Consider the following 24,976-nt stretch of genomic DNA (forward strand, 5'->3'; position numbering starts at 1 on the left):
AAAATCTGTCTTAGTGAGTAGATTGATGGGAGATGTCAGGAAAAAATGAAAGAAATCCTTTATTTAGAAGTTCCAACTCCAGAAACAGAAACTGTGCGTAGTTGGTTACAAACAAATTTTGAACCTGGAAATGGAGAAAAAGTGCTTACCTCGGAAGGCTTTCGCCTTCAAATACCCAGTCCTACTACACCTGCGGGAGTGGCTCCTTCCGAAAACTTGCCTACAGAACTTTCGGTATTTGTCTGGTCGGTGCAACGAACTACCTATCTGAAAGTATTTCGCTGGGCAGAACAACCTTTTCCCAGTGAAGGACAAATTCTGCAACGCTTGACCAAGGAAATCAGAAGCCGTTTTCCGCATCATTACCCAGAACCGCCAGCAATTGATTTATCCCAGCAATCAATATTTGCCGCACTAGGCTCTACTTACCCCCTTACCGTCAAGTATTTTCAGAAAATGCCCAATGGTGAATATGACCTAACTCGTGCCTATTGGTGGGAAAAACGGTGGCGCGAAGGGGTGCGGAATCCGCAGCAGCCGCGTCAAGTGGTGTTTTCCAGTCAAGGGGACAGGGGAAGAGGTACAGGAGCAGGGGAAGCAGGGGAAGCAGGGGGAGATAAGAAAATAACATCTCCTTTATCCTCCTCATCCTCCCAATCTCCGACTTACGACCTGATTTACATCGGCGGCGCACTAGGCGCAATCCATGCAGCACTGATGGCAAAACTGGGATATAAAGTCTTGCTGGTGGAACGAATGCCCTTTGGGCGGATGAACCGAGAATGGAATATTTCCCGCGACGAGATTCAAAGCTTGGTTAACTTGGGTTTAGTCACCCCCGCTGAGTTAGAAACTATCATTGCCAGGGAATACAAAGACGGATTCAATAAGTTTTTTGATGCTAATAATCCAGCCAAACTGCGATCGCCCGTCCTCCACACACCCACAGTCCTAAATTTAGGCTTGGATTCCGAAAAATGGCTCCAAATGTGTGGGCAAAAACTGCAAGCGGCAGGCGGTGAAATTTGGGATGAAACAGAGTTTATCCGTGCAGATATTGATATATCACAAGTTATATTGCAAGTCAAGCACTTACCTAGTCAGGTTGAAAAACAAGTAAGTGGACGGCTGCTAATAGATGCAATGGGAACTGCCTCACCCATCGCTTGGCAGTTAAATGGTGGTCGTGCCTTTGATAGCGTATGCCCGACAGTGGGAGCGGCAATTGAAAGCGGATTTGAGCCGGGAGTATGGGATTCCCAATATGGAGACGTTCTTTACAGTCATGGGGATATTTCGCGGGGAAGGCAGTTGATTTGGGAATTGTTTCCCGCAGCAGATGATGAACTGACGATTTATTTATTTCATTACCACGAAGTAAATGCTGAAAATCCCGGTTCCTTGCTGGAGATGTACGAGGACTTTTTCACAATTTTGCCAGAGTATCGCAGGTGCGATATGGATAAATTGGTGTGGAAGAAGCCGACATTTGGGTATATACCAGGGCATTTTAGTGTAGGAAGTCGCGATCGCACAGTTGCCTTTGATCGATTGATGGCGATTGGCGATGCAGCATCACTCCAATCTCCCCTCGTTTTCACCGGCTTTGGTTCTCTAGTTCGCAACTTAGAGCGCTTAACAACGCTGTTGGATACTGCCCTCAAACATGACTTATTGAGTTTCCGCCACTTGAACCAAATTCGTGCTTACCAAAGCAACGTTTCCGTGACTTGGCTATTTTCCAAAGGCATGATGGTACCCACTGGTAAATTTATACCACCGCAGCGGATTAACTCTATGCTCAACACCTTCTTTGGACTGTTAGCAGACGAACCGCCAGAGGTGGCAGATAACTTCATCAAAGATCGGTGTGATTGGTTAACTTTTAACCGTTTAGCACTGAAGGCAGCTAGAAAAAATCCTGCCTTGCTTTTATGGATTTGGGAACTTGCTGGCCCTAGAGATTTAGTGCGATGGCTTGGTAGTTATTTCAACTTCGGTCGTCATGCCCTGGTTAGTGCTTTACTAAGTCCGTGGTTTGGGCACTTCTTGAACCGAGTAGGTTTTTGGCTAGAACCCCGGAATCCCCGCTTGTGGCTGTGGTTATTGGCGATTAATTATGCGATCGCCACAGGCAAACCGCGATCGCCCAGCCAGGTGGCAAAATCCAACCCAGAAGGCATAATTCCGAAGTCAGAAGCAAGAATTCTCAATTAGTCATTAGTTTTAGACAAATGACTAAGGACAAATGACAAATGACAACTAACTATTGACTCTTGGGGCGAAAATTCGGCAGTTCTACAGATGCCAATGACTTACGCCCCTTGGGTGGACGCTGGGGATAAACTACTGGTGAAGGTGAATTGTCATCATTGGTGTTATCACCTAATGACTCTGAGGACAAATTACTTGCTGACAATTGTGAAACTTCTGACCAGTAGTCTTCAGTTTCTCCAACAGGCGTTTCAGCGTGAGATGGAGTGGAGGAAACCAGTAAGTCATTGGCTGGTGAAAGCACAGAATCCGTCGTCCAAGAAGTAGAGGTAGTTGCAGGAGGATTAATTTCTGCTTCCAAATGTTCCTCCTGTGGATTTTCTAGTTCTTCATCGTCTTCTAAGATTGTTGCTAAAGTCCCCCAAATAGGGGCATCACTAACATCTGTTTTCGCAGCAGATGGTGGGGATGTAGATGTAGGCTGAGAGGTAAAAAACATTTGGATTAAACTATCTAATTGCTGATCTAAATTTGATGAACCCGAAGGTGAAACCGCTTCAGTTGTATCTGGTGTATCTGGAGAATCATCAACTTCTGGAGATGGCGCGGGTTGTGTTGGTGTTGGCGTGTCTTTCTTAACTGTCCAGTTCCAAGGAGATGATGGCGGTGTTGCAGAGGCTTCATTTCTTTGGAATGGGATTGGTGCTGAGGGTTCACCCCAAGAATTATCTAAATCGTTACTTAAGGATTCTTCTTCTGCTGACCAAGGTTGAATTGGCTGGGCGTTAGGAAACAAAGACCGAGCTTTTCTAGAAAATCTTCCTTGGCTACTAGTTATGTCTTTAGGATGTTTTGCAGCATCCTCTAAGGAGTCATAGCTAGGAACCGATGTATCTAGACATTTTTCCAAAGCTGCTTTGAATTGCAGCGTCTGGCGTTGTTGTCGCATCAGTCTAGTACGTAACTCCCGACAAACATTTTCTGATTGCAATAACTGCTGAGATTGTTCGTTGTTATTAGTGTGTAGCAACGTACATTCTCGCTCTAATTGGGCAAGGCGTTGTTGGCTAATTTGTAGCTGTGCTTTATAAGTATCAGTGAAAATTTCCTGACGTTGAACAGTTTGTACAGCAGTTTCTAATTGTTGAAATAAAGATTTTATCTGTTCTTGAGCCGCAGCTAGTTCCTGAGTGTGTTGGTTGAGCATCGACTCACTAACGCTAGAACGCGTTTTCTGCCACTGCAAAACCTTTTCTGACTCAGCTAGGTTGTCTTTTAGCTGCTCCACTTGTTCATACAATTTATTGTTAGCCGCACGTAATTCTTCGTTCAATGCCAGCAGTTTCTGAAATTCTGAGTCAATAAGTGCTTGTTTGCCGCTTTCAGGCTCTGCAACCCAGTCCTGCCGGGGAGTATCTTGTGAAAATTGTCTATCTTCAGCTGGCATGAGGAGTGGCAGTTTTCTAACTGTCATATTGTCATTAGGCACAACTGAGTAAAAGGGACAACTCGCCTGCTCTGATTGTGGCGAATTAGCAGAATTTAAGGATTCCATCACAGCCCCCTTGTTTGAGGTGTCAGCTTCATTCATCACTCTTGACTCACCTGCTTAAAAATATTCAGCAGTGCTGGCATTAGCATTGCTTATAAACTGTGTCTAATCAGGGTTTGCTCTAGAAGCTAAGTTTAACTCTCTCCAAGCACCAGCAATTAATCATCAATTGGTGTTCCCCATTTTGTATCTAGACTGATGCCGTTATAACACTATGATGCTCTGCCCCGTCAAGAAGAGGTAGAAGGGGAACTTTGGCCACCTTTGAGGATAGGCGAGAGAGAGGAGAAACCCGATACGTTAAAAATTAAACTGTATTGGCTGGCTAATGAAGTTTTTTACATGAAAAAACTGCCTCAGATTATACTTTATTTTTTATAATCGCATCTGTCTTAAGAGATAAATTATGATTATCTCCAGAAATACATTTTGTAATGCCTTATTGAGTACTTAAGTATAGATGTCCGTATAAGTATCTACTTTTCAATGATAATTCTCTAATCTTAAGCGATCGCTATTTAATGTCAGCAAACAACTAAGAGCTTTCGCCATAACTGCGATGTTAATAAATTCTGACCAATACGAGCAAATACTTATAAAGTATTGTTGAAGAAGTAGCAATATATCTAAGTAAAATCATAAAACTTTTTTAAAGAGTAATCTCAACTTAGTACGGGCTTTTTTCTCTCTAAATACATTATTAGCAAGCAATTTCAGGTTCTCTTAGTTATAAGCTTTTCTATCAACTTGTCTTTAATACATCAAGTTTGTTTAATGATTAGGATAAAATCGTTTAAAGTATACTTTACTACCTAATAACATTATTTACTTTGTAATTTAATTTACTAAAAACTAATTTATTTTACGCGCTGCTACGGATACAATTTTTATTATTTTATTAAAGAATAGTTGTATTGACCGAGTTTTCTACTAGAAACAAAGTAATTATAAAGACCATAATTACTAGCGATTAATTTGATCGCAACGCGAAATAAAGCGTTGTGGCAATTAGACTTTTTCAAAAAAATCAAAATTTAAAATAGGGGTGCTAAAGATGACCGACGTACTTGCAATCGGCGCAAATATCAAACAAGAAGCTGTCAAATTACCGCTGTTTGCAAAAAATTGTGACAGTTTTTGGGACAAAGAAATTAGACCGTTATTTACAGATGAGTCTCTATCTTTCAAAGTGAAAACTTTTAACAGAAACTATGTTAAGTACGTCAACTTGGATAATGGAGCTACAACCACACCCTTTGCAACCCTCAAGCAGTACGTGGACAAAATGCTTGACACCTATGGCAGTGTACATCGAGGTTCTGGGCAAAAGTCCATCATCACTACACGAGAATATGACGCCAGTCGAAACATCATTCGCAACTTTGTGGGGTCATCTTCAGACAATTATGTAATCTTTGCGAAGAATACAACAGAAGCAATTAATGGAGCTGCCACACTTTGGGCAAAAAAACCTGGAAAAATTTTAGTTTCTGATATCGAGCATTCATCCAACTTGCTGCCTTGGGTTACTAGAGACGAAGTTGTGCAGTACAGAACGCAGCCAGATGGGAGTGTAAGTATTGCAGAAATTGAAGATATTTTCAAGGCACACCAAAATCTCCCCGAAGCCGAGCAAATTAAGTTAGTAACTATTACAGGTGCTTCCACAATTACAGGTTATAGACCTCCGATTTACGAAATCGCAGCTTTAGCACATCGGTATGGTGCGAAGATATTCGCCGACGTGTGTCAGTTAATTCAGCATGAACGAGTTGATATGCGTGCAGATGATGACCCATGTCATTTAGATTTTGTGGCTTTCTCTGGACACAAGATGTACGCCCCTTATGGAACTGGAGTTTTGTTGGGGCCAAAGGAATTTTTTGATAGCTCCTACCCTTATCAAATTGGGGGTGGAAACCTGCCTTATATCACTAGAAACCTAGAGATCAAGCGTTTTTATACAGAACGGGCCCATGACCCTGGAACACCAAACGCAATGGGTGCGATCGCCATTGCCAAGGCGATTGAAATTATCGAAGCAGTAGGGCGCGATCGCATAGCTCAGTATGAACACTCTCTAGTTGAATTTACATATACACGGCTTGGGCTGATTCCTGGTGTCAAAATACATATTCCCGGAGATAATTTAGCCCATGTTATTCCCTTTGATATTGATGGATTTGATGGACGCTTAGTAGCAGAAATTCTGGCACAAGAATATGGCATTGGCGTTCGGGCTGGGGCTTTCTGCACTTATGAATATATTCGCAAACTTAAGAATGTTTCAGACGAGCAAGACTGCGAGATTGCTCAGGAAGTAGATAGAGGAATTACACGCAACATTCCTAGTATTATCCGAGCCAGCTTTGCTGTATATAATACATTAGAAGATTGCGATCGTTTTATAGATGCGATCGCTCAAATAGCTAAAAACGGATTGGCTCACTATTTGCCCAACTACACACAAGATCAGATAACCGGTGTTTGGACAGTGATAGACAGCTAGTTTTTTCACGGCATTGGGCATGGGGAAGAGGCAGAGGGGCAGGGTGCGGGGGGCAGAGGGGAAAATTCTTCTCCCTTGCTCCCTGCTCCGCTATCTCCCTCATCAAGCCTTGTTCTGTGTATTTTAATTACGAATTACGAATTAAAAGGAGGTAATAAGCTTGACCGATAAAAACCTCTTTCACCAGGAGGATTATCTACAGGCACGGGTTGATCAATGCATCTGGCAAAAAAGCACAGATGCGGGTATTTCGCGCCAGTGCTTTCTGAAAATACTAGCTACTATGGTTAGTGCTACAGCCATCGCGGGGTTAACTAAACCTGCACCTGCTCACAGTCAGACAGCTATTAAAACTAAAGGCAGCAAAATACTTAAACCATTGCCACCAGGGTATATCTCTCATAGCAAAGGCACATTAGAGATGAACTGGGAAGCGATGTATGGGCGTGGCTATTTAGTACCAAATGATTGGTTTTATGTTCACAACCGCAGTACACCTCCAACCTTTGACCCGTCTACATGGCGTTTACAAATTCATGGAACTGGCGTTTCTGCACCTTGCGAGTTTACTTACGATGAAATCATCGCTATGCCATCCATCTCAGTCACTTGTGCCATTGAGTGTGCTGCTAATGGTCGGCGCTTCTTTGAAGAAGCTTACAACACACCACTTCCTGGAACACGGTGGAGGCTTGGGGCTATTGGTGTGGCTGAGTGGACTGGTGTACCACTTGGTATGTTATTAGAGCGAGCTGGACTGAAATCCACTGCAAAAGACGTACTCGTTGAGGGTGCAGATGTAGATTCGCTGGACTCAAAACAGACAAATAAATCCAAGTTCAGCAGTGTAGTTCCAATTAGCAAAGCATTAGCAGATAACTCGCTCGTTGTCTACGCTATGAACGGAGAACCATTACCTCCAGATCATGGCCAGCCGTGCCGTGTGATATTCCCTGGTTGGGGAGGAAACGCCAACGTTAAATGGATTGAGCGGATTGAAGTTTCCGAAACGCCGATATATACCCAGTGGGTGACAGAGCAGATGGTATTGGTTGGTGCAGATTACCCAGCGATCGCACCGTATAAAGGTAAGCTGATTACCTATCAAAATGTTAAGAGCGCTTTTGAGTTGGCTTGGCCTGCTACACTTTCGACTGGAACCCATTTACTACGTGGACGTTCTTGGTCTGGGAAAGGAAAGATTGTACGTGTGGAAGTCAGCCTAGATGGTGGCAAAACTTGGCAATTTGCACGACTGAGAGAACCAAATTTTCCATTTGCGTGGGTACGCTGGGATATTGAATGGAACCCAATTCCTGGGGAATACTTTCTCCAAGCTCGTGCTACTGACAATTTAGGTAATACACAACCGACTACTGTTCCGTGGAATGACTCTGGATTGCTCTATGGAGGTGTTGTTAGCCATCCGGTGACAGTACAGGCATGAAGAAAATAAGGGAGATCAGGGGTACAAGAAGAATAATCTATGCCCAATGCCCAATGCCCATTCAGTACTATCAATTTTCTAGAAAAATAATTATTTATGATTGATTTTAGTTGGTTGATTTTAGTGACTGGGGGTCTAATATCTGGAGTCATAGCTGGACTTTTAGGAATAGGTGGCGGTATTATCACAATTCCTCTTTTAGTCACACTAGGTTATACTCCCGTTCAGGCGATCGCTACTAGTAGCCTTGCTATTGTAATTACTTCAATTTCTGGAAGTTTGCAGAATTGGTGGATGGGTTACTTTGACTTTAAACGAGTAATTTATTTAGGAATTCCAGCCTTCTTAACTACTGGAATAGGTGTATATTTCGCCAATAAAATTCCATCTTATATCATACTATTTACATTTGGCATCATACTACTTGCTAATATCTATTTGATTGAGCTTCGCAAGCAACTAGCCTTCAAGGAAATTGAGAATACAGCCCCAGCATTTAACCCATTAGTTTCTAAAATTGGTACTGGGGGAGCAGCAGGAATATTAGCAGGTTTATTTGGCTTAGGTGGCGGTACGATTATGGTACCACTACAAATGTTGCTACTAAAAGAAGAAATTAAAGTAGCAATTCAAACTAGTTTGGGTGTGATTGTCATCACTGCTTTAGCTGCCTGCACAGGACATACATTAGAGGGAAATATTCTGTTTACTCAAGGTATGGTTTTGGGATGTGGAGGTCTATTAGGCGTTCAAATGAGTACTCGCACATTGCCAAAACTACCAGATTCCACTGTGAGTTTAGTGCTTCGTATCTTCTTAGGAATACTATCAATTTATATTTTTTGGGAAGCTTGGATAAATTATCAATTCATAGTTTCAAACCCAATAAATCAGGAATTGTCAACTTATTACCAACAAGATTTCCGACTTCTCTGATAAGTCGGGAACCTAAGCTTTTTCAACAGGTTTCCCCAATCGCCAGTCTCTTTTAAGGCATTTAGACGGAAATTTTCAGAATATTATTTTACGGTAGCCAGCGGGGATGAAATCCGGCTAAGGGAAGTTGTTCTGGTCTAATTTCCACAGTCGCAGCATCGGCGATGGGCAACAGAGGCATTAACCACAAGCTACTGGTAGCAATAACATCTCCATCATCAGTTTTCAAAGTGTTTGTAGGTAATGATGCTGTTGTGTTTGTCTGCGGTACTACTTGGTCAAATAACAAGCCCAAACCGTCGGCAGATAAACTCATTTGCACATTTCGTTGAGCGGGAGGCAGTACTAACAGTGGTTTCTGTTGCCCGGTTTTCAGATCAATTGCCACGACATAAGGCTGTTCAATGTATTGTTCTTTGGATACTAGCTGTGTTAGCAAGCAGTAAAGGGTAGGTGAGGCGATGTCAAATTGGCAACTGAGAATTGAACCTGTTGTTTTTAATAGCTGTTTCTGTACACCTTGGTTTGTCACCAAAAATAAATCCCGCGTGTAATCTGTATTAAACTTTACCATCGCGGCTTGAGAGCCATCCTTGGAGAAAGCTTGTACCAAACCAAACTGCGGCAGAAAATCTAGGGGTTTACTGGCATCACCTTGCAGTGGTAAAATCGCTGCTCCCTGTCCTTGGGCAACTGCTACGGCTTTACTATCTGGTGTCACCATAAAGTCTCCCCCTGGTTGGCTTTTTAGACGTTTAGGGGTGGGTTTTTCTTTTGAACCATCACTGGTTGCTGGCATAAACCATAGTCCAAAGTCGCCAGGATTAGTTTTATTTCCCCGCTGGATAACAATAGTTTGTCCATCAGGTGATAAGTCAAATTTTAGGTTTTGATAATCTTTACTATCTAAAGTCAGGTCAACTTTGCCTTCTGGTTCTGCTTTTTGTCCAGATTTAGCAGAAACGCCTGTTGTCACTGTATACAGTTGGGCTGAAAGTAAGTCTTGATTGTTTGCAGCGCGAGCAGAAAATAAAATTTTCTCCGCATCAGGAAATGACTCAAAGTCGATTACTATCAGGTCTTTGGGGGTAAGTACCCTTTTTTGCTCTTGGGTTAAGTTGTAAAGAACTAACCGTCCCTGTTCTTCTCGATCGGTTCCGATGTAAAGAATGACGCGATCGCGTGTACGGAAGCTACCAACAAAGGGCTGTATCAACCGATTTTTGCCCTCTAACTCCGCAAACTTATCTTTAGCTCCTTGTAACTGCACTTTATAATTTGTGCCATAGGGTGCTGGTGTCACCAGTGTATAAACCATCCGCCGCCCTGCCCAACTGAATTTACCTGCTAGGGGTGGCTCGATTTTCAAGTTATCCTCGACGCTTTTTGCTTCCATTGGGCGGCTGAAGGTGAGGGTGAAGGAATTATCTTCTGCTCCAATTTGTTGATTTTGCCAGGTAAATTCCCGGACACGAGCAGTTACCACATCACCTTGCAAGATGATTAACCCAATCAGCACACTCAGCAGTAGCATTAGTGCGATCGCTATACGATCCAGTGGTTGGATAAATGCTTTAGATTTAGTCATTGGTTATTGAGCATTGGGCATTGGACACTTGTACTGAGCGTAGTCGTTGGCGCAGCCTCTCGTAGAGAAGTATTGGGCATTGGGCATGGGGCATTGGTCGTTAGTTATCTACAAATGACAAATGACAAATGACAAATGACTAATAACTATAAGGATTTTGGGGTTGAGGAATCTTTTTGAGAGAGGTAGCGGCAATGGTAAGTTGGCGTTTACCTGCTAAATTTTCTGTCACCATTTGTCCTTCTACTTCCAGCCAGGTATCAGTGGAGTAAGGCTCTTGATTGTTTGGGAGTTTGACGGGTAATCCCACTGGGTAAGCATCTGCTGCACAGCAAGTTAAGACAAATCGTGCTAAAAACAAATATTCTTTTCCTATATCCGGTGGGTGGATGACAAATCCCTGCACCTTGACTTTTTGCCCTGTATATGCATCTGGCTCTGGATAGACATTGACGGTGCGTACCCAGTCTACAAGCGATCGCTCCTCTGGACGAACAGTAGCCCGAAAGGCTTGGGGTTTGACACGTGTGCTTCCCAATAAATCAGCCGTCACCCCCCTTTGGAGTGCTTTATCACTGGCAAAAACTTGCGGTGTAATGATAAAACCTAGAATCGCTGTAGTCAACAACAAAGCACTGCCCCAACCAGGGGGAAATAAACTAATATGCGGGGCGTTTGGTGTAACATCACGGCGACGACGTTGCCAAAGTTCCTGCATTTTGAAGAAACCAATAACAATCAAGCTGATACCAGTTACAACTACGAACCAAATGTAATTTGGATGAATCAACAGGTTCAGCTTATTAGTTAGCCAATATCTCAACATCAAAGTGCCCCAAGCTGTAATTGCTATAGCATCCAGCCAAGGGAGTAACAGATTTGGAATTTTAGATTTGGGATTTTTGTTAGTCATTGGTCATTGGTCATTGGTCATTGGTCATTGGTCATTAAACAAAGGACAAAGGACAAATGACAAATAATTTTTTAAAAGATGTGCAAGTTCAAGAAAAGGGTGAACACAAATGTTAATTGTGCTGCTAAAGCAAATAAGTAAAAAACTGTTTTGGGTTTAAAAATGGATAACATCAAACCAATACCTTTGATGTCAATCATTGGGCCAAACACTAGAAATGCTAACAATGAACCACTGCTAAAGGTTGAGGCAAAAGATAGGGCAAAGAAAGAATCAACTGTAGAACAAATAGACACGACTACCGCTAAGATCAGCATGACCACAATTGAGGTAATGGGCCCAGCACCCAAACTGAGAATTAATTCACGGGGAGCTAGGACTTGAATAGCAGCAGCGATCGCACTTCCGAGAACCATGACTCCACCGAGTTCTCGGAATTCTTGGATGCTATTATCCACAACTAGACGCAGTTTCGCTGCCAGTGGTTTATTGGAACTAGAGACTGAAGTAGGCGGGACTACGAAATTAGCATCTATCCGTAGAGGTATACCTGCTTTTCCTCCTAAGATATAAGTCCCAGATTGCAAGATATTCGGTACTGTTTCTTCTGGTTGTGCTTGGTAACGCTTACCACGACGTTTGGTTTCAGGCTGCGCGGGTGAATTAAACTTCAGATAACGAGCGATCGCAGGTTGGACTATGGGATTTAAGTCCTTTTGAAAACTGAAAACATACCCAATAATTGTGGCAATTACTAAGGAAAATACGACTCGTAAGACTACTATTTCTGGCTGATCTCGAAATGCTGTCCAAGTTGACCAAATTACAATTGGGTTAATTGTTGGTGCTGCTAGCAAAAAACCAATTGCTACTGGTGTAGGTACTCCCTGAATCAGGAACCGCCGTGCTACTGGTACATTCCCGCACTCACACACCGGAAATAAAAAGCCGATCATGCTGCCAACTAAAGCACCCAGCAGCGGATTTTTGGGCATTTTTTCTACTAGTTTGCGCTCATCAACAAAAAATAGCAGCAAACTGGAGAATAAAACCCCAAGAAGCAAAAAAGGCATCGCCTCGACTAGCAGACTTAAAAATAGCGTAAAACCATTGTTCAATTGATTCATGGGCGTCGCAGTCAAAAGCGGTTTTTAGTTTTAGGGTTCTGCCTAGTCATTCTATCGAAATGGGGATCAAAAGCAGTTCGGGAAAATTAAACATCATTTATGTAGCAAGTTATCCTACTTACAAATAACGGTTGAGCGCTACAAACCTTGGTTTTACAGGAGTTCGTGACTTTTAACTGAGTGCATTTACTGACGATGACCATTTCTAAGATTGTCTAAGTTCAGAAATTGTTCCGTTCTAGAGGGCAAGTAACTGCACAGATGATTTGAAATTACCTATGTTTATACTTACAGTAATTTGCTGGATAAAATATTAGTTTGGCTGTATTTTCATCAACTATTCACAGTTCTTCAAAATTTGGGGTAGGCATAGCCCGTCGTAGACATCGCTATTGGTTGCTACCATGATTGATTTTGACTAGTTGTAGCAAAATTTGATCTGAGCTTTGGTTGATTTTTTACTACAAAAAAATTATATCCCCGACTTCTGAAAATAAATCGGGGATACAGTCCACTCTTTGACGATTATTTTGTCCAATCGCTGTTAATTACCTTTTGTTGGAATGCCCCAAATCTTGATTTTTTGATCGAATCCACCACTGGCAAGAATTTTACCATTTGGACTAAAAGCGATCGCACTTACCCAGTCTGTATGTCCATTCAGTGTATTTATTAACTCGCCTGTAGGTAAATCCCACAATTTAATTCCATCTCTGCCTGCACTAGCAAGGGTTTGTCCATCGGGATTAAGGGCGAGTGCATTTACCCAGTTATTATGTCCTGTAAGGGTGCGGACTAATTCTCCAGTATTAATATTCCACAGTTTTATGGTGCGATCGTGGCTAGCACTAACTAATGTTTGTCCATCTGGTGTAAAGATTACAGCGCTAACAGCACTAGAATGAGCTATAAATTCACTGATTAATTTACCAGTACTCAAATTCCACAGCTTGATTACACCCTTATTATCACCACTAGCCAAGGTCTGTCCATCAGGACTAATAGCTAGGGTATAAATCGAATTATCAAAGCGTACTATAGTCCCTAGAGGACGCTGCTGTAGCAAGTCCCAGAGACGAATCCCATCTAAAGCTCCACTGACGAGAACTTTACTATCAGGAGACACCGCTAAAGATAATACATTACTGGTATGTCCGACAAAAGAGCGGCTAAATTTTAAGTTTTTCAGGCTCCAGAGGTTAATCGTATCGTCATCGCTACAACTAGCGAGGGTTTGTCCATCTGGCGAAATCACTAAAGATTCTACGGCTGCTTTGTGTGCTTTGTTAATAATCGCCAACTTTTTGCCCTTTGCTAAATTCCACAGGCGAATTACACCCTCGTTTTCTGCACCTCCACTCACAAGAATTCTGCTATCTGGAGTGAAAGCCAGGGATTTAATGGTTCCGTTATGTCCGATGAGTGTGTAAAGTAGTTGAGCATTAGCAAAGCTGCTGGTAGCTGGGAAGTTTGGCATTACTTCAATGGCAGCATGAGCTTGATGAATATAAAACCCTTCCCAGGTAATCACTGGAAGGGCAACAGCTGCCATAAATGCCAGGATAATATTCGGCCGCAGAAAATTACCGCCACCTCTTCCCTCACTACTCACTCTTTTTCCTCACTTTTTATATACAAACAAACCACCTAGAATTATGAATTACCAACTCATAACTCAGCACTCATAACTCAGCACTCTCAAAGAGGTGGTTTTTTCTTAGAAACGCTTAACATTGGTAAAGGCGCACTAGAAGAACGAGAGGGCAAATAATGTTGCACTACAGGCTCCTCTGGTAAAGAACGACGCTGCTGGAGACGCCACAACTTAAAGCCTAGCGCTATCCCTGCCGTTCCCAAACCAAAAGCAAACAACGACCAGCTATCATTCAATCCGCCAATCAGGGCATCCATAACACCCATTGTCATCAATACACTGATTAGTGGCTCTTTTCGGTAGGTTGACTTCAAAAAACGAGGTAATACAGCATTCATCACAGCTTGGTTGGTTCCAGTTCACCTTATTGTGTATATTTACCAAGAATACCTCACCCATAATTTGCCTTTTTCATTCAAGGCAGACACTAATTTATGATTTTTTTAGTAGGGGGAGGAAATTTACTCATTAATCGCCTTGCACATATTAGTTGCAAGTCTATGATGTTTTGATCGCTAATAGGTATTTTGATTCCTCTCTTGCTTACATTCTAGGGCAGTTATTTATGAATAAGTTTAATTAATCTATGTAGGGCGAAGTACTCCGCTATCAATTATTGAAGTCAAAACCAACTGGTTGTTCCAGCTGGTTGAAACTCTTTTAATTACTAGCTTACAACTTCAAGATCATGCTTGTTAATGGCACTACTTCAGACCCAGCCATGATAGCACCCCTTGATTGGTGACATATTCAATCACCAGCATCAAACCAAAGCCAATCATTGCAGCTCGACCATTCAAGCGTTCGGCATATTCGTTAAAGCCAAACTTAGGCTCTTCTAGTTTAGGTGTAATTGTTGGTTGTGTTTGTGTCATTTTTTAAGAAACCTTTTTTGGCAAACGGGACTTGATATCAGACTTCTAGTAGAAGTCACAGAAAGTGGGGATAATCGCTACTTACTTTTTAGGGTATCTGGAAAACCTCTCTCAAAATCTCTATCCTAGAAGGAGAGAGACTTGGAATTTTTCAGATGACGTTGAAAAGTCAGGTTAACTTAAAAGCTGATTGCAGTGCTGGAATGCCAAGATGACTTGATAAATTCAGCAATAGCTCCCTAGTAGGAGCTATACAATCGCTTTTTTAATAAATTGTTACTATTCTTTATATATTGTATAAATACTGGGGCAATAGTCAAGAGTAAGAGTTTGGGCTACTCAGATTGAATTAAGAAAGTTAGAACAGAAATTAGGTATCTCTAATCCAGCTATCTCTAATACGGAACTAGAAAGATAGAAGTAGCAAGCTTGAGATTGTAAGGCTACAGTTAAACAAAAAAATTATCAGAGGCGATATATGGAAATTGGTGTTCCCAAGGAAAATAAGGATCAAGAGTTTCGGGTAGGGTTAAGTCCTTCTAGTGCGCGGGTGCTGCGAGAAAATGGTCATAGCATCTTCGTCGAGACGCAAGCAGGTAATGGTGCTGGATTCTCTGATAACGACTACAGAAGTGCTGGAGCCGAAATTGTCCCTACATCAGAAAAGGCTTGGAATCGGGAATTGGTTGTTAAAGTCAAAGAGCCGCTGACCTCAGAGTATAAATTTTTGCAAAAAGGGCAGATATTATTTACTTATTTACATTTAGCAGCCGATCGCAAATTGACAGAGCATTTAATTGATTGTGGCACAACTGCGATCGCTTACGAAACTGTAGAACAACCTGGGGCAAACAGACTACCTTTGCTCACCCCCATGAGCGTAATTGCTGGTCGGCTTGCAGTACAATTTGGGGCGAGATTCTTAGAACGTCAGCAAGGTGGTAGAGGTGTACTTTTGGGCGGTGTCCCTGGAGTTCAACCAGGCAAAGTAGTAATTTTAGGTGGCGGCGTTGTCGGCACAGAAGCAGCTAAAATTGCCGTAGGCATGGGTGCTAGCGTCCAGATTTTAGATGTGAGTGTCGAGCGCTTATCTTATTTAGAAACACTCTTTGGCTCTAGAGTCGAATTCCTTTATAGCAACTCTGCTCATATTGAAGCCGCAGTCATTGAAGCCGATTTGCTCATCGGTGCAGTTTTAGTGTTAGGACGTAGAGCACCAATACTAGTATCCCGCGAATTGGTCAAACAAATGCGTCCTGGTTCAGTAATAGTTGATGTAGCTGTTGACCAAGGCGGTTGTATAGAAACTTTACACCCTACATCTCACACAAATCCGGTATACCTTGAAGAAGGTGTAGTGCATTATGGCGTTCCCAATATGCCAGGAGCAGTACCTTGGACAGCAACTCAGGCACTTAATAATAGTACACTACCTTATGTTGTCCAGTTGGCGAATTTGGGAATTTTGGCACTGGAGGTTAACCCAGCATTAGCTAAGGGTGTGAATGTGCAGAATCATCGCTTAGTGCATCCTGCTGTACAAGAGGTATTCCCTGATTTGGTAAATTAAGGTGTACAAAGATTAGGCGATCGCTTATTTTAATGGTGGTAGCGATCGTCAATCAGACTAATTTTCTTGCTAAATGCGCGGATGGGTAGATGTACAAAATGAGTGTCTCTCAGGTAGCTCAAAGAAGCAATATTAGTTCGCTTTCCACTCATGCTCAAGGATCGCATAAAGAAAGTTGTCGTACCATCTGCCTTTGATTAACTCTTTTTCGCGCAGATGACCTTCACGACGCATACGAATTTTTTCTAATACCTTTATAGAAGCAACATTTTCTGAAACACACCAAGACCAGATACGATGCATTCCCAGTTCTTCAAAGCCAAACTTTAAAATTGCCTGTGCTGCTTCTGTTGCATAACCTTGTCCCCAATATTGAGTATTTAGTTCATAGCCGATATTTGCTTCTTGCATTTCTGGGTCATTTACACGGATACCACAATTGCCAATCAGCCGATTTTCTTCTTTGAGGACAACAGCTAACTGAAACTTAGTCCGAGGTTGCTCTTTTTGCTGATTGATAAACATCTGGATAAACTCGCAAACATCGTTCTGTGTGCGTTGTGTCCAGTAGTTATAACGCAAATACAAAGGATCGGATTGATAGGTGAAAACAGCCTGCCAGTCTGTCTCTACAAAATCACGCATTAGCAAGCGATGTGTTTCTAATATCATCTCTCATGTCTTTTTTTATAGGCAACTTCTACCACATTTTCGTTAGCCGGTGGAATAATTGGCGTTGCTAAATTCAGCTATGAAAATGATTTTGCGTGATTTTCAAATCTTTGTAACAAACGTTACATTGCAACGTCTTTACACCCAGATTCATATATTGAATTAGCAACGCCGAATGATTAAGTTGCCCGATCAATTTTTTGCACTTCTTCGTCAGATAGTTTCACGTTGATAGCACGTGTTGAGTCTTCAATGCTGGAAACCTTGCTAGCACCGGGAATAGGCAAAATAGCAGGCGACTTGGAACGCAGCCACGCTAGAACGATATTATACACCGACACGCCTTTTTCTTTAGCTAACTTAGCGATCGCAGAAATATCCTGCAAATCCTGATGGCGACGCCTACCACCAAAGGGACTCCAAGGTAAAAAGGTCAATCCTTGCTGTTCGCAATATTTTAATACGCCGTCATTTTCTGGCTGTCGTTGCCAAGGGCTGTATTGATTCTGCACCGAAACAATATCTACCACATCCTGCGCCCGCTTAATTTGCTCAACGGAAAAGTTAGAAACTCCTACAAACCGAATCAAACCAGCCTCCACTGCTTCTTTAACTGCCGCCAGGGATTCTTCAATGGTGTAATTAGAATCAGGAGAATGGTATTGCCAAACATCGATGGGTTTAGCACCGCCCAAAGCCTCAAAACTGACTCGAATTGTTTGGCGCAAATGTTCTGGGTTGCCGTTGCTTGTCCAGCTGCCATTGGGACGCATCAACCCGCCCTTAGTTGCTACAATCACTTGGCTAACATCGCCTTTGTAACTACTAAGTGCCTTGTGAATTAGCTGCTCATTGTGGTGCTTATCTGACTCATCTTTACAGTAAGCATCGGCAGTGTCAATAAATGTAATACCCAAATCCAAGGCACGATGAATAACTTGGATTGATTGTGATTCAGGAGGGCGATTAGAAATTGACATGGGCATACCACCCAAACCGATCGCACTTACAAAGATACCAGTTTTTCCTAGTTGTTTGGTTTCCATGCTTTTAGCGATAGCTTTCTGCCCCAATTATCTATCAGTTAGTTATTCATCATAAATCCTCCCTAGTACTTAGACTTGAGGCTCAGTGGCATATACTTTAAAGAAATGTGACATTTAATTGCGCTATCGTAAAAGTCAGCTTTACATAAGTTCAGTTATGAGCCAACCTGAATATACTACAGCCCAAGCTACTGCCCTGACTAACCACGATCGCAAACCTATTCACATACCTGGCTCTATTCAACCTCATGGTGTTTTACTGGCACTCAGTACTCAGCTAGAGATACTGCAAGTTAGCAACAATACCCAAGTGTATTTGAGTAAAGCTCCAGAAGATTTGCTAGGTAAACCTTTGAGCTATTTAATTGACCCTCAGTCAGTGGAAATTGTCAAGCAGTGCTTGGTAAAAAAGATTGGCAGCGCTAATGCGTTTAAAGTATTAATAAATACGTTATATGGGGAAATATACTTTGATGCTATTGCTCATCATACAGAAGAAGCTGTAATTCTGGAGCTAGAACCAACTGACTCGGAATCTGAGGTGAGTTTCTTAAACTTTCATAGTTTGGCGAGTGAAGCGATCGCAAAAATGCAAAGCACATCAAATCTGATAGAATTTTTGCATTTGGTCGCTGAAGAAATCCAAAAAATCATCGGTTTTGATCGGGTGATGGTCTATCAATTTGACGAGTCGGAAGCGGGTTCTGTTGTTGCAGAAGTTAAACGGGAGGATTTATCACCTTATTTAGGACTCCACTATCCGGCTACAGACATTCCGGCACAGGCTAGAGAGTTATACACGCGCTGCTTTTTGAGATTTCTCCCTGATTTGACTGCCGAACCTGTAAAGCTAGTTCCAACAGAAAATCCAAAAACACATCAGCATCTTGATTTAAGCTACTCTGTGCTACGAAGTTTTGATTGGTGTTGTGCAAAATATCATCAAAATATGGGAGTAAAAGCTCTTTTGGTGATTTCAATTATTCAAGAGCAGAAGCTTTGGGGATTAATATCCTGTCACCATGAAACACCAAAGTATATTTCTTACGAAGTCCGCAAGATGTGCGAATTTTTGGGACAGATTGCGTCTTCAGAATTAACACACAAAATTAGTTACTCAGAATGGGATTATAAGGTAAAACTCAAATCGCTACAGTCTGAGTTTCTAGAATCTATTTCCCAAGCAGACAATTTTATCGATGCCCTAATCAAACCGGAAATTCGCTTGCTGGATCTTGTTAGTGCTTCAGGAGCGGCGGTTTGTCTGGATAATGAAATTACCCTTGTAGGAACAACACCGAATATTGATCAAGTTCGGGCGCTGATTGAATGGGCGGATACCCAAGTTAGTGACAACCTGTTTTCCACTGACTCTCTGCCGAAGCTTTACCCAGAGGCGCTGATATTTAAAGATACTGCTAGTGGCTTGTTGCTACTGCGGATTTCTAAAATCCGGCGCTATTACATCCTTTGGTTTCGCCCTGAAGTTATCCAAACGGTACACTGGGCAGGAAATCCACAGGAATCCATGCAAGCACAGGCAGATGGTAGCTTTAGCCTATCTGCCCGAAAATCTTTTGAACAATGGCAAGAAACCGTTAGATTAACTTCTCTACCTTGGAAACCTTGTGAACTTGACAGTGCGATCGCTCTCAGGAATGCGATCGTTGGTATTGTATTCTCGAAAGCGGATGAATTAGCTAAAATCAACCTGGAGTTAGAGCGCAGCAACCAAGAACTAGCATCCTTTGCCTACGCCGCTTCCCATGACCTCAAGGAACCTTTGCGGGGCATTTATAACTTCTCAACAGTGCTCCTAGAAGACTATGCCCAAGTATTAGATGATGAGGGAATTGAGTGTTTGCAAACAGTAGTATCCTTGTCTGTACGCATGGAAACTCTGATTAATGCTCTATTGCGACTCTCGCAGTTAGGACAAGCGCAACTGCGTGTGCAAGCAACTGACCTCAACGAATTGCTCAACCAGGTAATTGACGTTTTTCGTGCTAGTCGTCAAGACTCTCAGTTTGTGGATATTCGCATTCCTCGGCCTTTACCAACAGTTCTGTGCGATCGAGTTCTCGTTAACGAAGTCTTCAGTAACTTGATTGGTAATGCCTTTAAATACAACGATAAGGCGGAGAAATGGGTTGAGATTGGCTACTTTTCTCAAGATGGGGAAGATGAGGGAGCAGGGGGAGCAGGGGGAGCAGGGGGAGCAGGGGGAGCAGGGGGAGATGAACTATTGATCCATTCCCCATGCCTCATGCCCCATGCCCAATGCCCAATCTTTTATATTCGCGATAACGGTATTGGAATTCCACACCATCACCTAGAAACTATTTTTAGATTATTTAAGCGGCTCCATTCCCAAGAAAAATACGGTGGAGGAGCTGGTGCAGGACTAGCTATTGTTAAGAAGATTGTTGAGCTTCATAACGGTAAAATTTGGGTGAAATCTAATCTAGGCGTTGGCTCGATGTTCTATTTTACGCTGGAATAGTTTAAGATAATAACTAAATATGTATATTTGTTAAGCTCTTTTAAGACCACGAATGACAAAAAAACTTCATGAACCGCTGCTCGTTGTTGAGGACAGCAATGAAGATTTTCGGATGCTGCAACGTCTGATGCGGCGGATGTCCGTCCAGAACCCCATACACCGTTGTACTAATGGAGATGAGGTTTTAGAATTCCTTGATCAACAGGGAAACGATGCCTACGCTAAGGACGAAGACCTACCTAATTCTAAAGTAGCATTACGACCCTCTGTGATCTTGCTCGATCTAAATTTGCCAGGTATTGATGGGCGTGACATTTTAGATCGGCTCAAGCAAGATAAGAGTTTCAAGGGAATTCCCATCGTTGTTTTTACCACATCATCTAACCCCAAGGATATTGAATTGTGCTACCAAAAGGGCGCAAATGGATATCTGGTAAAACCGATGGATGTTCAGGAACTCAAAAAGACGATTCAAGCATTTGTAGACTACTGGCTTGAAGCCAATACGCCGCCTGTGTTGGATTGATTTATTTTTTGTTGATGTAGCAGTAGGGGAAAAACAATCATAAAAAAAGATGGCTCAAAGGACATAGAGACATTTTCATGTTTGAATCACTGTGTCTGTTTGTCTCTGTTAGATTCCTTTTCCCCATTTTCCTGTTTTTGACTATTTGGTGTTTCTTTAGGATCACTAAAGGATTCAGATTTTATTTACACTTATTTTATATTATTTTTAGAATTAAGCAATAAAACACAATCTGGATAAAAGGGATCTATATGGCTCCCTGATCCTCATAACCTTATGTTGGACACATGGACGCTACTTATCATCGATGATTGTGCCGCAGATCGGAAAATCTATCGTCGATATCTTTTGAAAGATCCGCACCAGTCCTACCAGATTTTGGAGGCAGACTGTGCAGAAGAAGGACTTGCTTTGTGCCGAAAAGTCCGCTGCGATGTCATTTTGCTGGATTTTTGTCTACCTGATATGAGTGGGTTAGAACTTTTTGATCGCATACAGCAGGAGATATTTAAGACTTCTATCCCCGTGATTATGTTGACAGGGCGCGGTGATGAAGAAATCGCTGTGCAGGTAATGAAACGGGGTGCTTTGGATTATTTAGTCAAGCAAAATTTGACACAGGATGTGCTGCAACTAGCAGTCCGTAACGCTATTAAGCAATCGTGCTTGCAAGCCCAACTGCTCAAAACTCAAGAGCGACAGCGCCTAATTGCCACGACTGCTTTACGAATTCGCCAGTCTCTTAATCTAGAGCAAATTTTGAATACGGCTGTAGCTGAGGTACAGCAACTTCTGAAGTGCGATCGCGTGATGGTGTATCAGTTTGCTCCAGATACAGATGGTAAAATAGTTGCCTCATCAATTGAGTCATACCGGACTGTGGCATTGTGCGATCGCGTTGCGGCTGGGGACTGGGGACTGGGGGCTGGAGACAAGGAGACAAGGAGACAAGGAGACATACTGATAACTAGGGAAGAGTTTTCCCAATCCCCATTACCCCTTATCCCCAGAGGGGGCCCCACCTTCCCTAATCCCCATTACCCCTTATCCCCAGAGGGGGCCCCACCATCCCCAATCCCTCATATCTATGAGCTTGGCTTGTGTAATTGTGTCAACCTAAAAGAGCAATTTAATACAAAGGCAAATCTGGTGGTTCCGATTAATCTGAGTAACAATGGGAACCCAACCCCCAAGCTTTGGGGTTTGTTGATTGCTCACCAGAATTCTGGGGAACGACAATGGCAAATTGATGATGCCCAAATGCTCAATGAAGTTTCGGTGCAACTAGCGATCGCTATTCAACAAGCTGAATTGCTAGCCCAAACTCAAGCAGCCCTTGCTAAAGAAAAGCAACTCAATGTATTTAAATCCCAAATTATTGCAACAGTTTCCCATGAGTATCGAACACCGCTAACTTCAATTTTGGCGGCTGCATCAACTTTGGTAAAACATAGCCAGCAATTGGATGAATATAAACAGCAAAAATTTCTCGGAATTATTGAACAAAAAGCAAGATATATGTCCAAACTCGTGGATAATATGCTTCTAGTTAACCAATTGGAACTGGAAAAACCCAAGTTTAAACCAATCCCGCTCGATTTACTACAATTTTTTTCTGACTTGATCGAACAAGAGCGAGAAACAGCAGGCGATCACCACGAATTGATTTTTAAAATAACTGGGAATAACCAGGAATTTTGGGGCGATCGCGGACTTTTGCAGCAAATTTTTATTAACTTAATATCCAATGCAATTAAGTACTCTCCAGATGGAGGTAATGTAGAATTCCACCTGATCGGCAAAGAATCAGAAGTAATCTTTTACATTAAAGATCAGGGAATTGGTATCCCGATGGCAGATCAAGAAAATTTGTTTCAATCCTTCAGCCGTGGAAGTAACGTTGACACAATTCCTGGTACAGGTTTAGGGCTGGCGATCGCTAAAGCCTGCGTCGAGTTACATGGTGGCGATATTACCTTATCTAGTGAAGTGGGACAAGGAACTAAAGTTACAGTCAGCTTACCGAAATTATTCCCAAAGGGTTAAGTATCTCTATCATCAACTTGACCAAAGAAAGGCAGAGGGCAGGAGGCAAGGTAGTATAAATCCTAAATCTTGCACCGCCACTTGCTTCTCCCTTGGCGCTAGCCTCTCCCTTTGGGAGAAGGGGAGACGCGCAAGGGACAAGCCGGGAAACCCTAGTCGAGCAGTGGCTCACAAATGTGGGAGTAAAAACAAAAAATTGAAAGCCTTTTCAAACGCGGTCGGGCAGTCCGTGTGGGCTTGTGGACGTATCCAAACGGGGATACTTAAATCCCAAGGATTCAAGTATCTAGAGAGGACGGTTGAAACAAGAATCCTCGTATTTTTAGGTTGAGGAGTGTCAAAAATCAGATAGAGGTATTATATATAGGTAAACTGATTGTAAACATACTTCCTTCTCCTAACTTTGATTCTACACTTACACTACCTCCCATACCTTCTACAAGAGTCTTAACAATTGATAAACCCAAACCACAACCCCCAGTAGTATGAGAGCGAGATTCATCTACACGATAAAATCTCTCAAATATCCGTGCTTGCTGTTGCAAAGGAATGCCATAACCTTTGTCACAAACTTGAATAATAGCCCGTTCTTGAAGCCGATCTAACTTAAAAATTATCGGTGTGTCAGCATCAGAATACTTAATGGCATTATCAATTAAATTTAGTAACACTTGTTTAAAGCGGCTATAATCTGTTTTGATCTCAATTGGATAAATTTTTGACTCGATTGTAATTGTGCGATCGCTATATTTTTTTGCCATCATCACAACTTCTTCAACCAAGTCATTCAGCACATAAGATTTCATTTGAAAGTATAAGTAACCGCTATCTGCACGTGCTAAATCAAGTAAATCTTGTAGCAGACGGATAGTGCGTTCAGCTTCTGATGCCGCAGTTTCTAAAGCTTCTTGTTGAGTTTGGGTTAAGTTATTCTGCCTTCGCAAGACGCTTTGCAAATAACCATGTACAATCGTTAAAGGAGTGCGTAATTCGTGAGAAACATTACTCACAAATTCTCGCTCTTGCTCCCATGATTGGGAAAGGCGCGATAACAGCATGGTTAAAGTTTGAGCTAATTCTTTGACTTCGCTGGGTGCATTCTCAAGATATAGCCGTGCTTGTCCTAAATCTTCAGCAGAAATCACAGAAGCCATTTGATTTAGCTGGCGCAGAGGTTGCAGAGAACGCTTAATATAAAATGCGATCGCAGCAGTTAAAACAAAAATTGCTAAAACACTAGTAATACCTAAACTCTGCACCATTATTACAAACATTCTCTGTTCGCGGGTAATATCCTTGACTACAAATAACTCGCCTAGTAACTTACCCTGTACTCGTACAGAACTACCACATAAAACAAAGTAGCTTTGGTTCACTTTGTAAACTTGTGGTTTAATCGGCATCTTAGTCAAAGACATTAATTCAGCTACCGTAGTATCAGATAATAAATCCAAAGTGGTAGATTTTGCTAAAATTTTATTATCAGGACTTTTTAGCCATAATAATATGTTGGTATTTGCCAAATTATTAATAGCCTTTTGCAACCCCGTTTCAGGTTGCATCATTTCACTATAAATTTGCACATCTTGCGGCAAGCGCTTGGCAATTTGTTCTATATTATATTTATGACTATCAACTAAAATTTGCTGCATTTTCCAACTAGTCCATGTAGCGAGGCTACCTAATACTAAAGCTGAAAATGATGCAATACCAACTGTGAGGCGTGATTGTAAGGAAAATGGATCTATATTTATTCCAAATTTTGTGATTTGCTTCACTGTTTAGGTTGCGTTTTAGG

The 24,976-nt window shown here is 42.0% G+C and carries 18 protein-coding genes; 8 read left to right on the forward strand and 10 right to left on the reverse strand.

The features are described from left to right. The first annotated feature begins 45 nt into the window (after positions 1-45). On the forward strand, positions 46-2,217 hold the full coding sequence (locus RMY63_RS17405; RefSeq protein WP_322729895.1) for a flavin-dependent dehydrogenase: 2,172 nt from the start codon (positions 46-48) through the stop codon (positions 2,215-2,217). 49 nt (positions 2,218-2,266) lie between these two features. Here the strand turns inward: RMY63_RS17405 and RMY63_RS17410 are convergent, their stop codons facing one another. After that, the gene (locus RMY63_RS17410; protein ID WP_322729896.1) at positions 2,267-3,805 is read right to left on the reverse strand and encodes a hypothetical protein; all 1,539 of its coding nucleotides are present in this window, start codon (positions 3,803-3,805) and stop codon (positions 2,267-2,269) included. A 1,015-nt stretch (positions 3,806-4,820) separates the two neighbouring features. Here RMY63_RS17410 and RMY63_RS17415 point away from each other — a divergent pair. The 3 genes from RMY63_RS17415 (at position 4,821) to RMY63_RS17425 (ending at position 8,658) form a co-directional block, all read left to right on the forward strand. Continuing rightward, entirely contained in the window at positions 4,821-6,275 is a 1,455-nt protein-coding gene (locus RMY63_RS17415) for an aminotransferase class V-fold PLP-dependent enzyme (RefSeq protein ID WP_322729897.1), read from the forward strand. A 160-nt stretch (positions 6,276-6,435) separates the two neighbouring features. Further along, positions 6,436-7,722 (forward strand): sulfite oxidase, encoded by a 1,287-nt coding sequence (locus tag RMY63_RS17420; protein WP_322729898.1) that lies wholly within the window; start codon positions 6,436-6,438, stop codon positions 7,720-7,722. A 96-nt stretch (positions 7,723-7,818) separates the two neighbouring features. Then, on the forward strand, positions 7,819-8,658 hold the full coding sequence (locus RMY63_RS17425; RefSeq protein ID WP_322729899.1) for a sulfite exporter TauE/SafE family protein: 840 nt from the start codon (positions 7,819-7,821) through the stop codon (positions 8,656-8,658). An 88-nt stretch (positions 8,659-8,746) separates the two neighbouring features. Here RMY63_RS17425 and RMY63_RS17430 read toward each other — a convergent pair whose 3' ends face one another. The 6 genes from RMY63_RS17430 to RMY63_RS17455 form a co-directional block, all read right to left on the reverse strand. Further along, positions 8,747-10,246 carry an Ig-like domain-containing protein gene (locus tag RMY63_RS17430; RefSeq protein ID WP_322729900.1) on the reverse strand — a complete coding sequence of 500 codons (1,500 nt, stop codon included), beginning with the start codon at positions 10,244-10,246 and terminating at the stop codon, positions 8,747-8,749. A 139-nt stretch (positions 10,247-10,385) separates the two neighbouring features. Further along, the gene (locus tag RMY63_RS17435; protein WP_322729901.1) at positions 10,386-11,159 is read right to left on the reverse strand and encodes a TIGR03943 family putative permease subunit; all 774 of its coding nucleotides are present in this window, start codon (positions 11,157-11,159) and stop codon (positions 10,386-10,388) included. A gap of 71 nt (positions 11,160-11,230) precedes the next feature. Further along, positions 11,231-12,286 (reverse strand): permease, encoded by a 1,056-nt coding sequence (locus tag RMY63_RS17440; protein ID WP_322729902.1) that lies wholly within the window; start codon positions 12,284-12,286, stop codon positions 11,231-11,233. Between the two features lie 544 nt (positions 12,287-12,830). Beyond that, entirely contained in the window at positions 12,831-13,838 is a 1,008-nt protein-coding gene (locus tag RMY63_RS17445) for a WD40 repeat domain-containing protein (protein ID WP_416212528.1), read from the reverse strand. 146 nt (positions 13,839-13,984) lie between these two features. Continuing rightward, a complete protein-coding gene (locus RMY63_RS17450; RefSeq protein ID WP_292776335.1) occupies positions 13,985-14,278 on the reverse strand; it encodes a hypothetical protein in 294 nt (97 codons plus the stop codon). Between the two features lie 366 nt (positions 14,279-14,644). Next, positions 14,645-14,815: a hypothetical protein gene (locus RMY63_RS17455; protein WP_099099534.1), complete on the reverse strand. Its 171-nt coding sequence runs from the start codon at positions 14,813-14,815 to the stop codon at positions 14,645-14,647. 478 nt (positions 14,816-15,293) lie between these two features. Between RMY63_RS17455 and ald the strand changes: the two genes are divergently transcribed. Continuing rightward, positions 15,294-16,385: an alanine dehydrogenase gene (gene ald / locus RMY63_RS17460; protein WP_322729904.1), complete on the forward strand. Its 1,092-nt coding sequence runs from the start codon at positions 15,294-15,296 to the stop codon at positions 16,383-16,385. A 132-nt stretch (positions 16,386-16,517) separates the two neighbouring features. Here ald and RMY63_RS17465 read toward each other — a convergent pair whose 3' ends face one another. Both RMY63_RS17465 and RMY63_RS17470 read right to left on the reverse strand, forming a co-directional pair. Beyond that, the gene (locus RMY63_RS17465; RefSeq protein WP_322729905.1) at positions 16,518-17,057 is read right to left on the reverse strand and encodes a GNAT family protein; all 540 of its coding nucleotides are present in this window, start codon (positions 17,055-17,057) and stop codon (positions 16,518-16,520) included. Positions 17,058-17,236: 179 nt separating this feature from the next. Then, positions 17,237-18,103, reverse strand: coding sequence for an aldo/keto reductase (locus RMY63_RS17470; RefSeq protein ID WP_322729906.1), 867 nt, complete (start codon positions 18,101-18,103; stop codon positions 17,237-17,239). 157 nt (positions 18,104-18,260) lie between these two features. Here RMY63_RS17470 and RMY63_RS17475 point away from each other — a divergent pair, with 157 nt between their 5' ends. The 3 genes from RMY63_RS17475 to RMY63_RS17485 all read left to right on the forward strand — a co-directional run bounded on the left by RMY63_RS17475 (position 18,261) and on the right by RMY63_RS17485 (position 23,178). Further along, positions 18,261-20,606 (forward strand): ATP-binding protein, encoded by a 2,346-nt coding sequence (locus RMY63_RS17475; RefSeq protein WP_322729907.1) that lies wholly within the window; start codon positions 18,261-18,263, stop codon positions 20,604-20,606. A 52-nt stretch (positions 20,607-20,658) separates the two neighbouring features. Next, complete coding sequence (locus tag RMY63_RS17480) at positions 20,659-21,132, forward strand: response regulator (RefSeq protein WP_322729908.1); 474 nt, start codon at positions 20,659-20,661, stop codon at positions 21,130-21,132. Positions 21,133-21,408: 276 nt separating this feature from the next. Then, positions 21,409-23,178 (forward strand): ATP-binding protein, encoded by a 1,770-nt coding sequence (locus RMY63_RS17485; protein ID WP_322729909.1) that lies wholly within the window; start codon positions 21,409-21,411, stop codon positions 23,176-23,178. Positions 23,179-23,522: 344 nt separating this feature from the next. On the opposite strand, the gene RMY63_RS17490 is transcribed toward RMY63_RS17485, so the two are convergent. Continuing rightward, positions 23,523-24,956 carry a HAMP domain-containing sensor histidine kinase gene (locus RMY63_RS17490; protein ID WP_322729910.1) on the reverse strand — a complete coding sequence of 478 codons (1,434 nt, stop codon included), beginning with the start codon at positions 24,954-24,956 and terminating at the stop codon, positions 23,523-23,525. Between the last annotated feature and the right edge of the window lie 20 nt (positions 24,957-24,976).

The sequence above is a fragment of the Nostoc sp. ChiQUE01b genome (assembly GCF_034531255.1).
Classification (GTDB): Bacteria; Cyanobacteriota; Cyanobacteriia; order Cyanobacteriales; family Nostocaceae; genus Nostoc.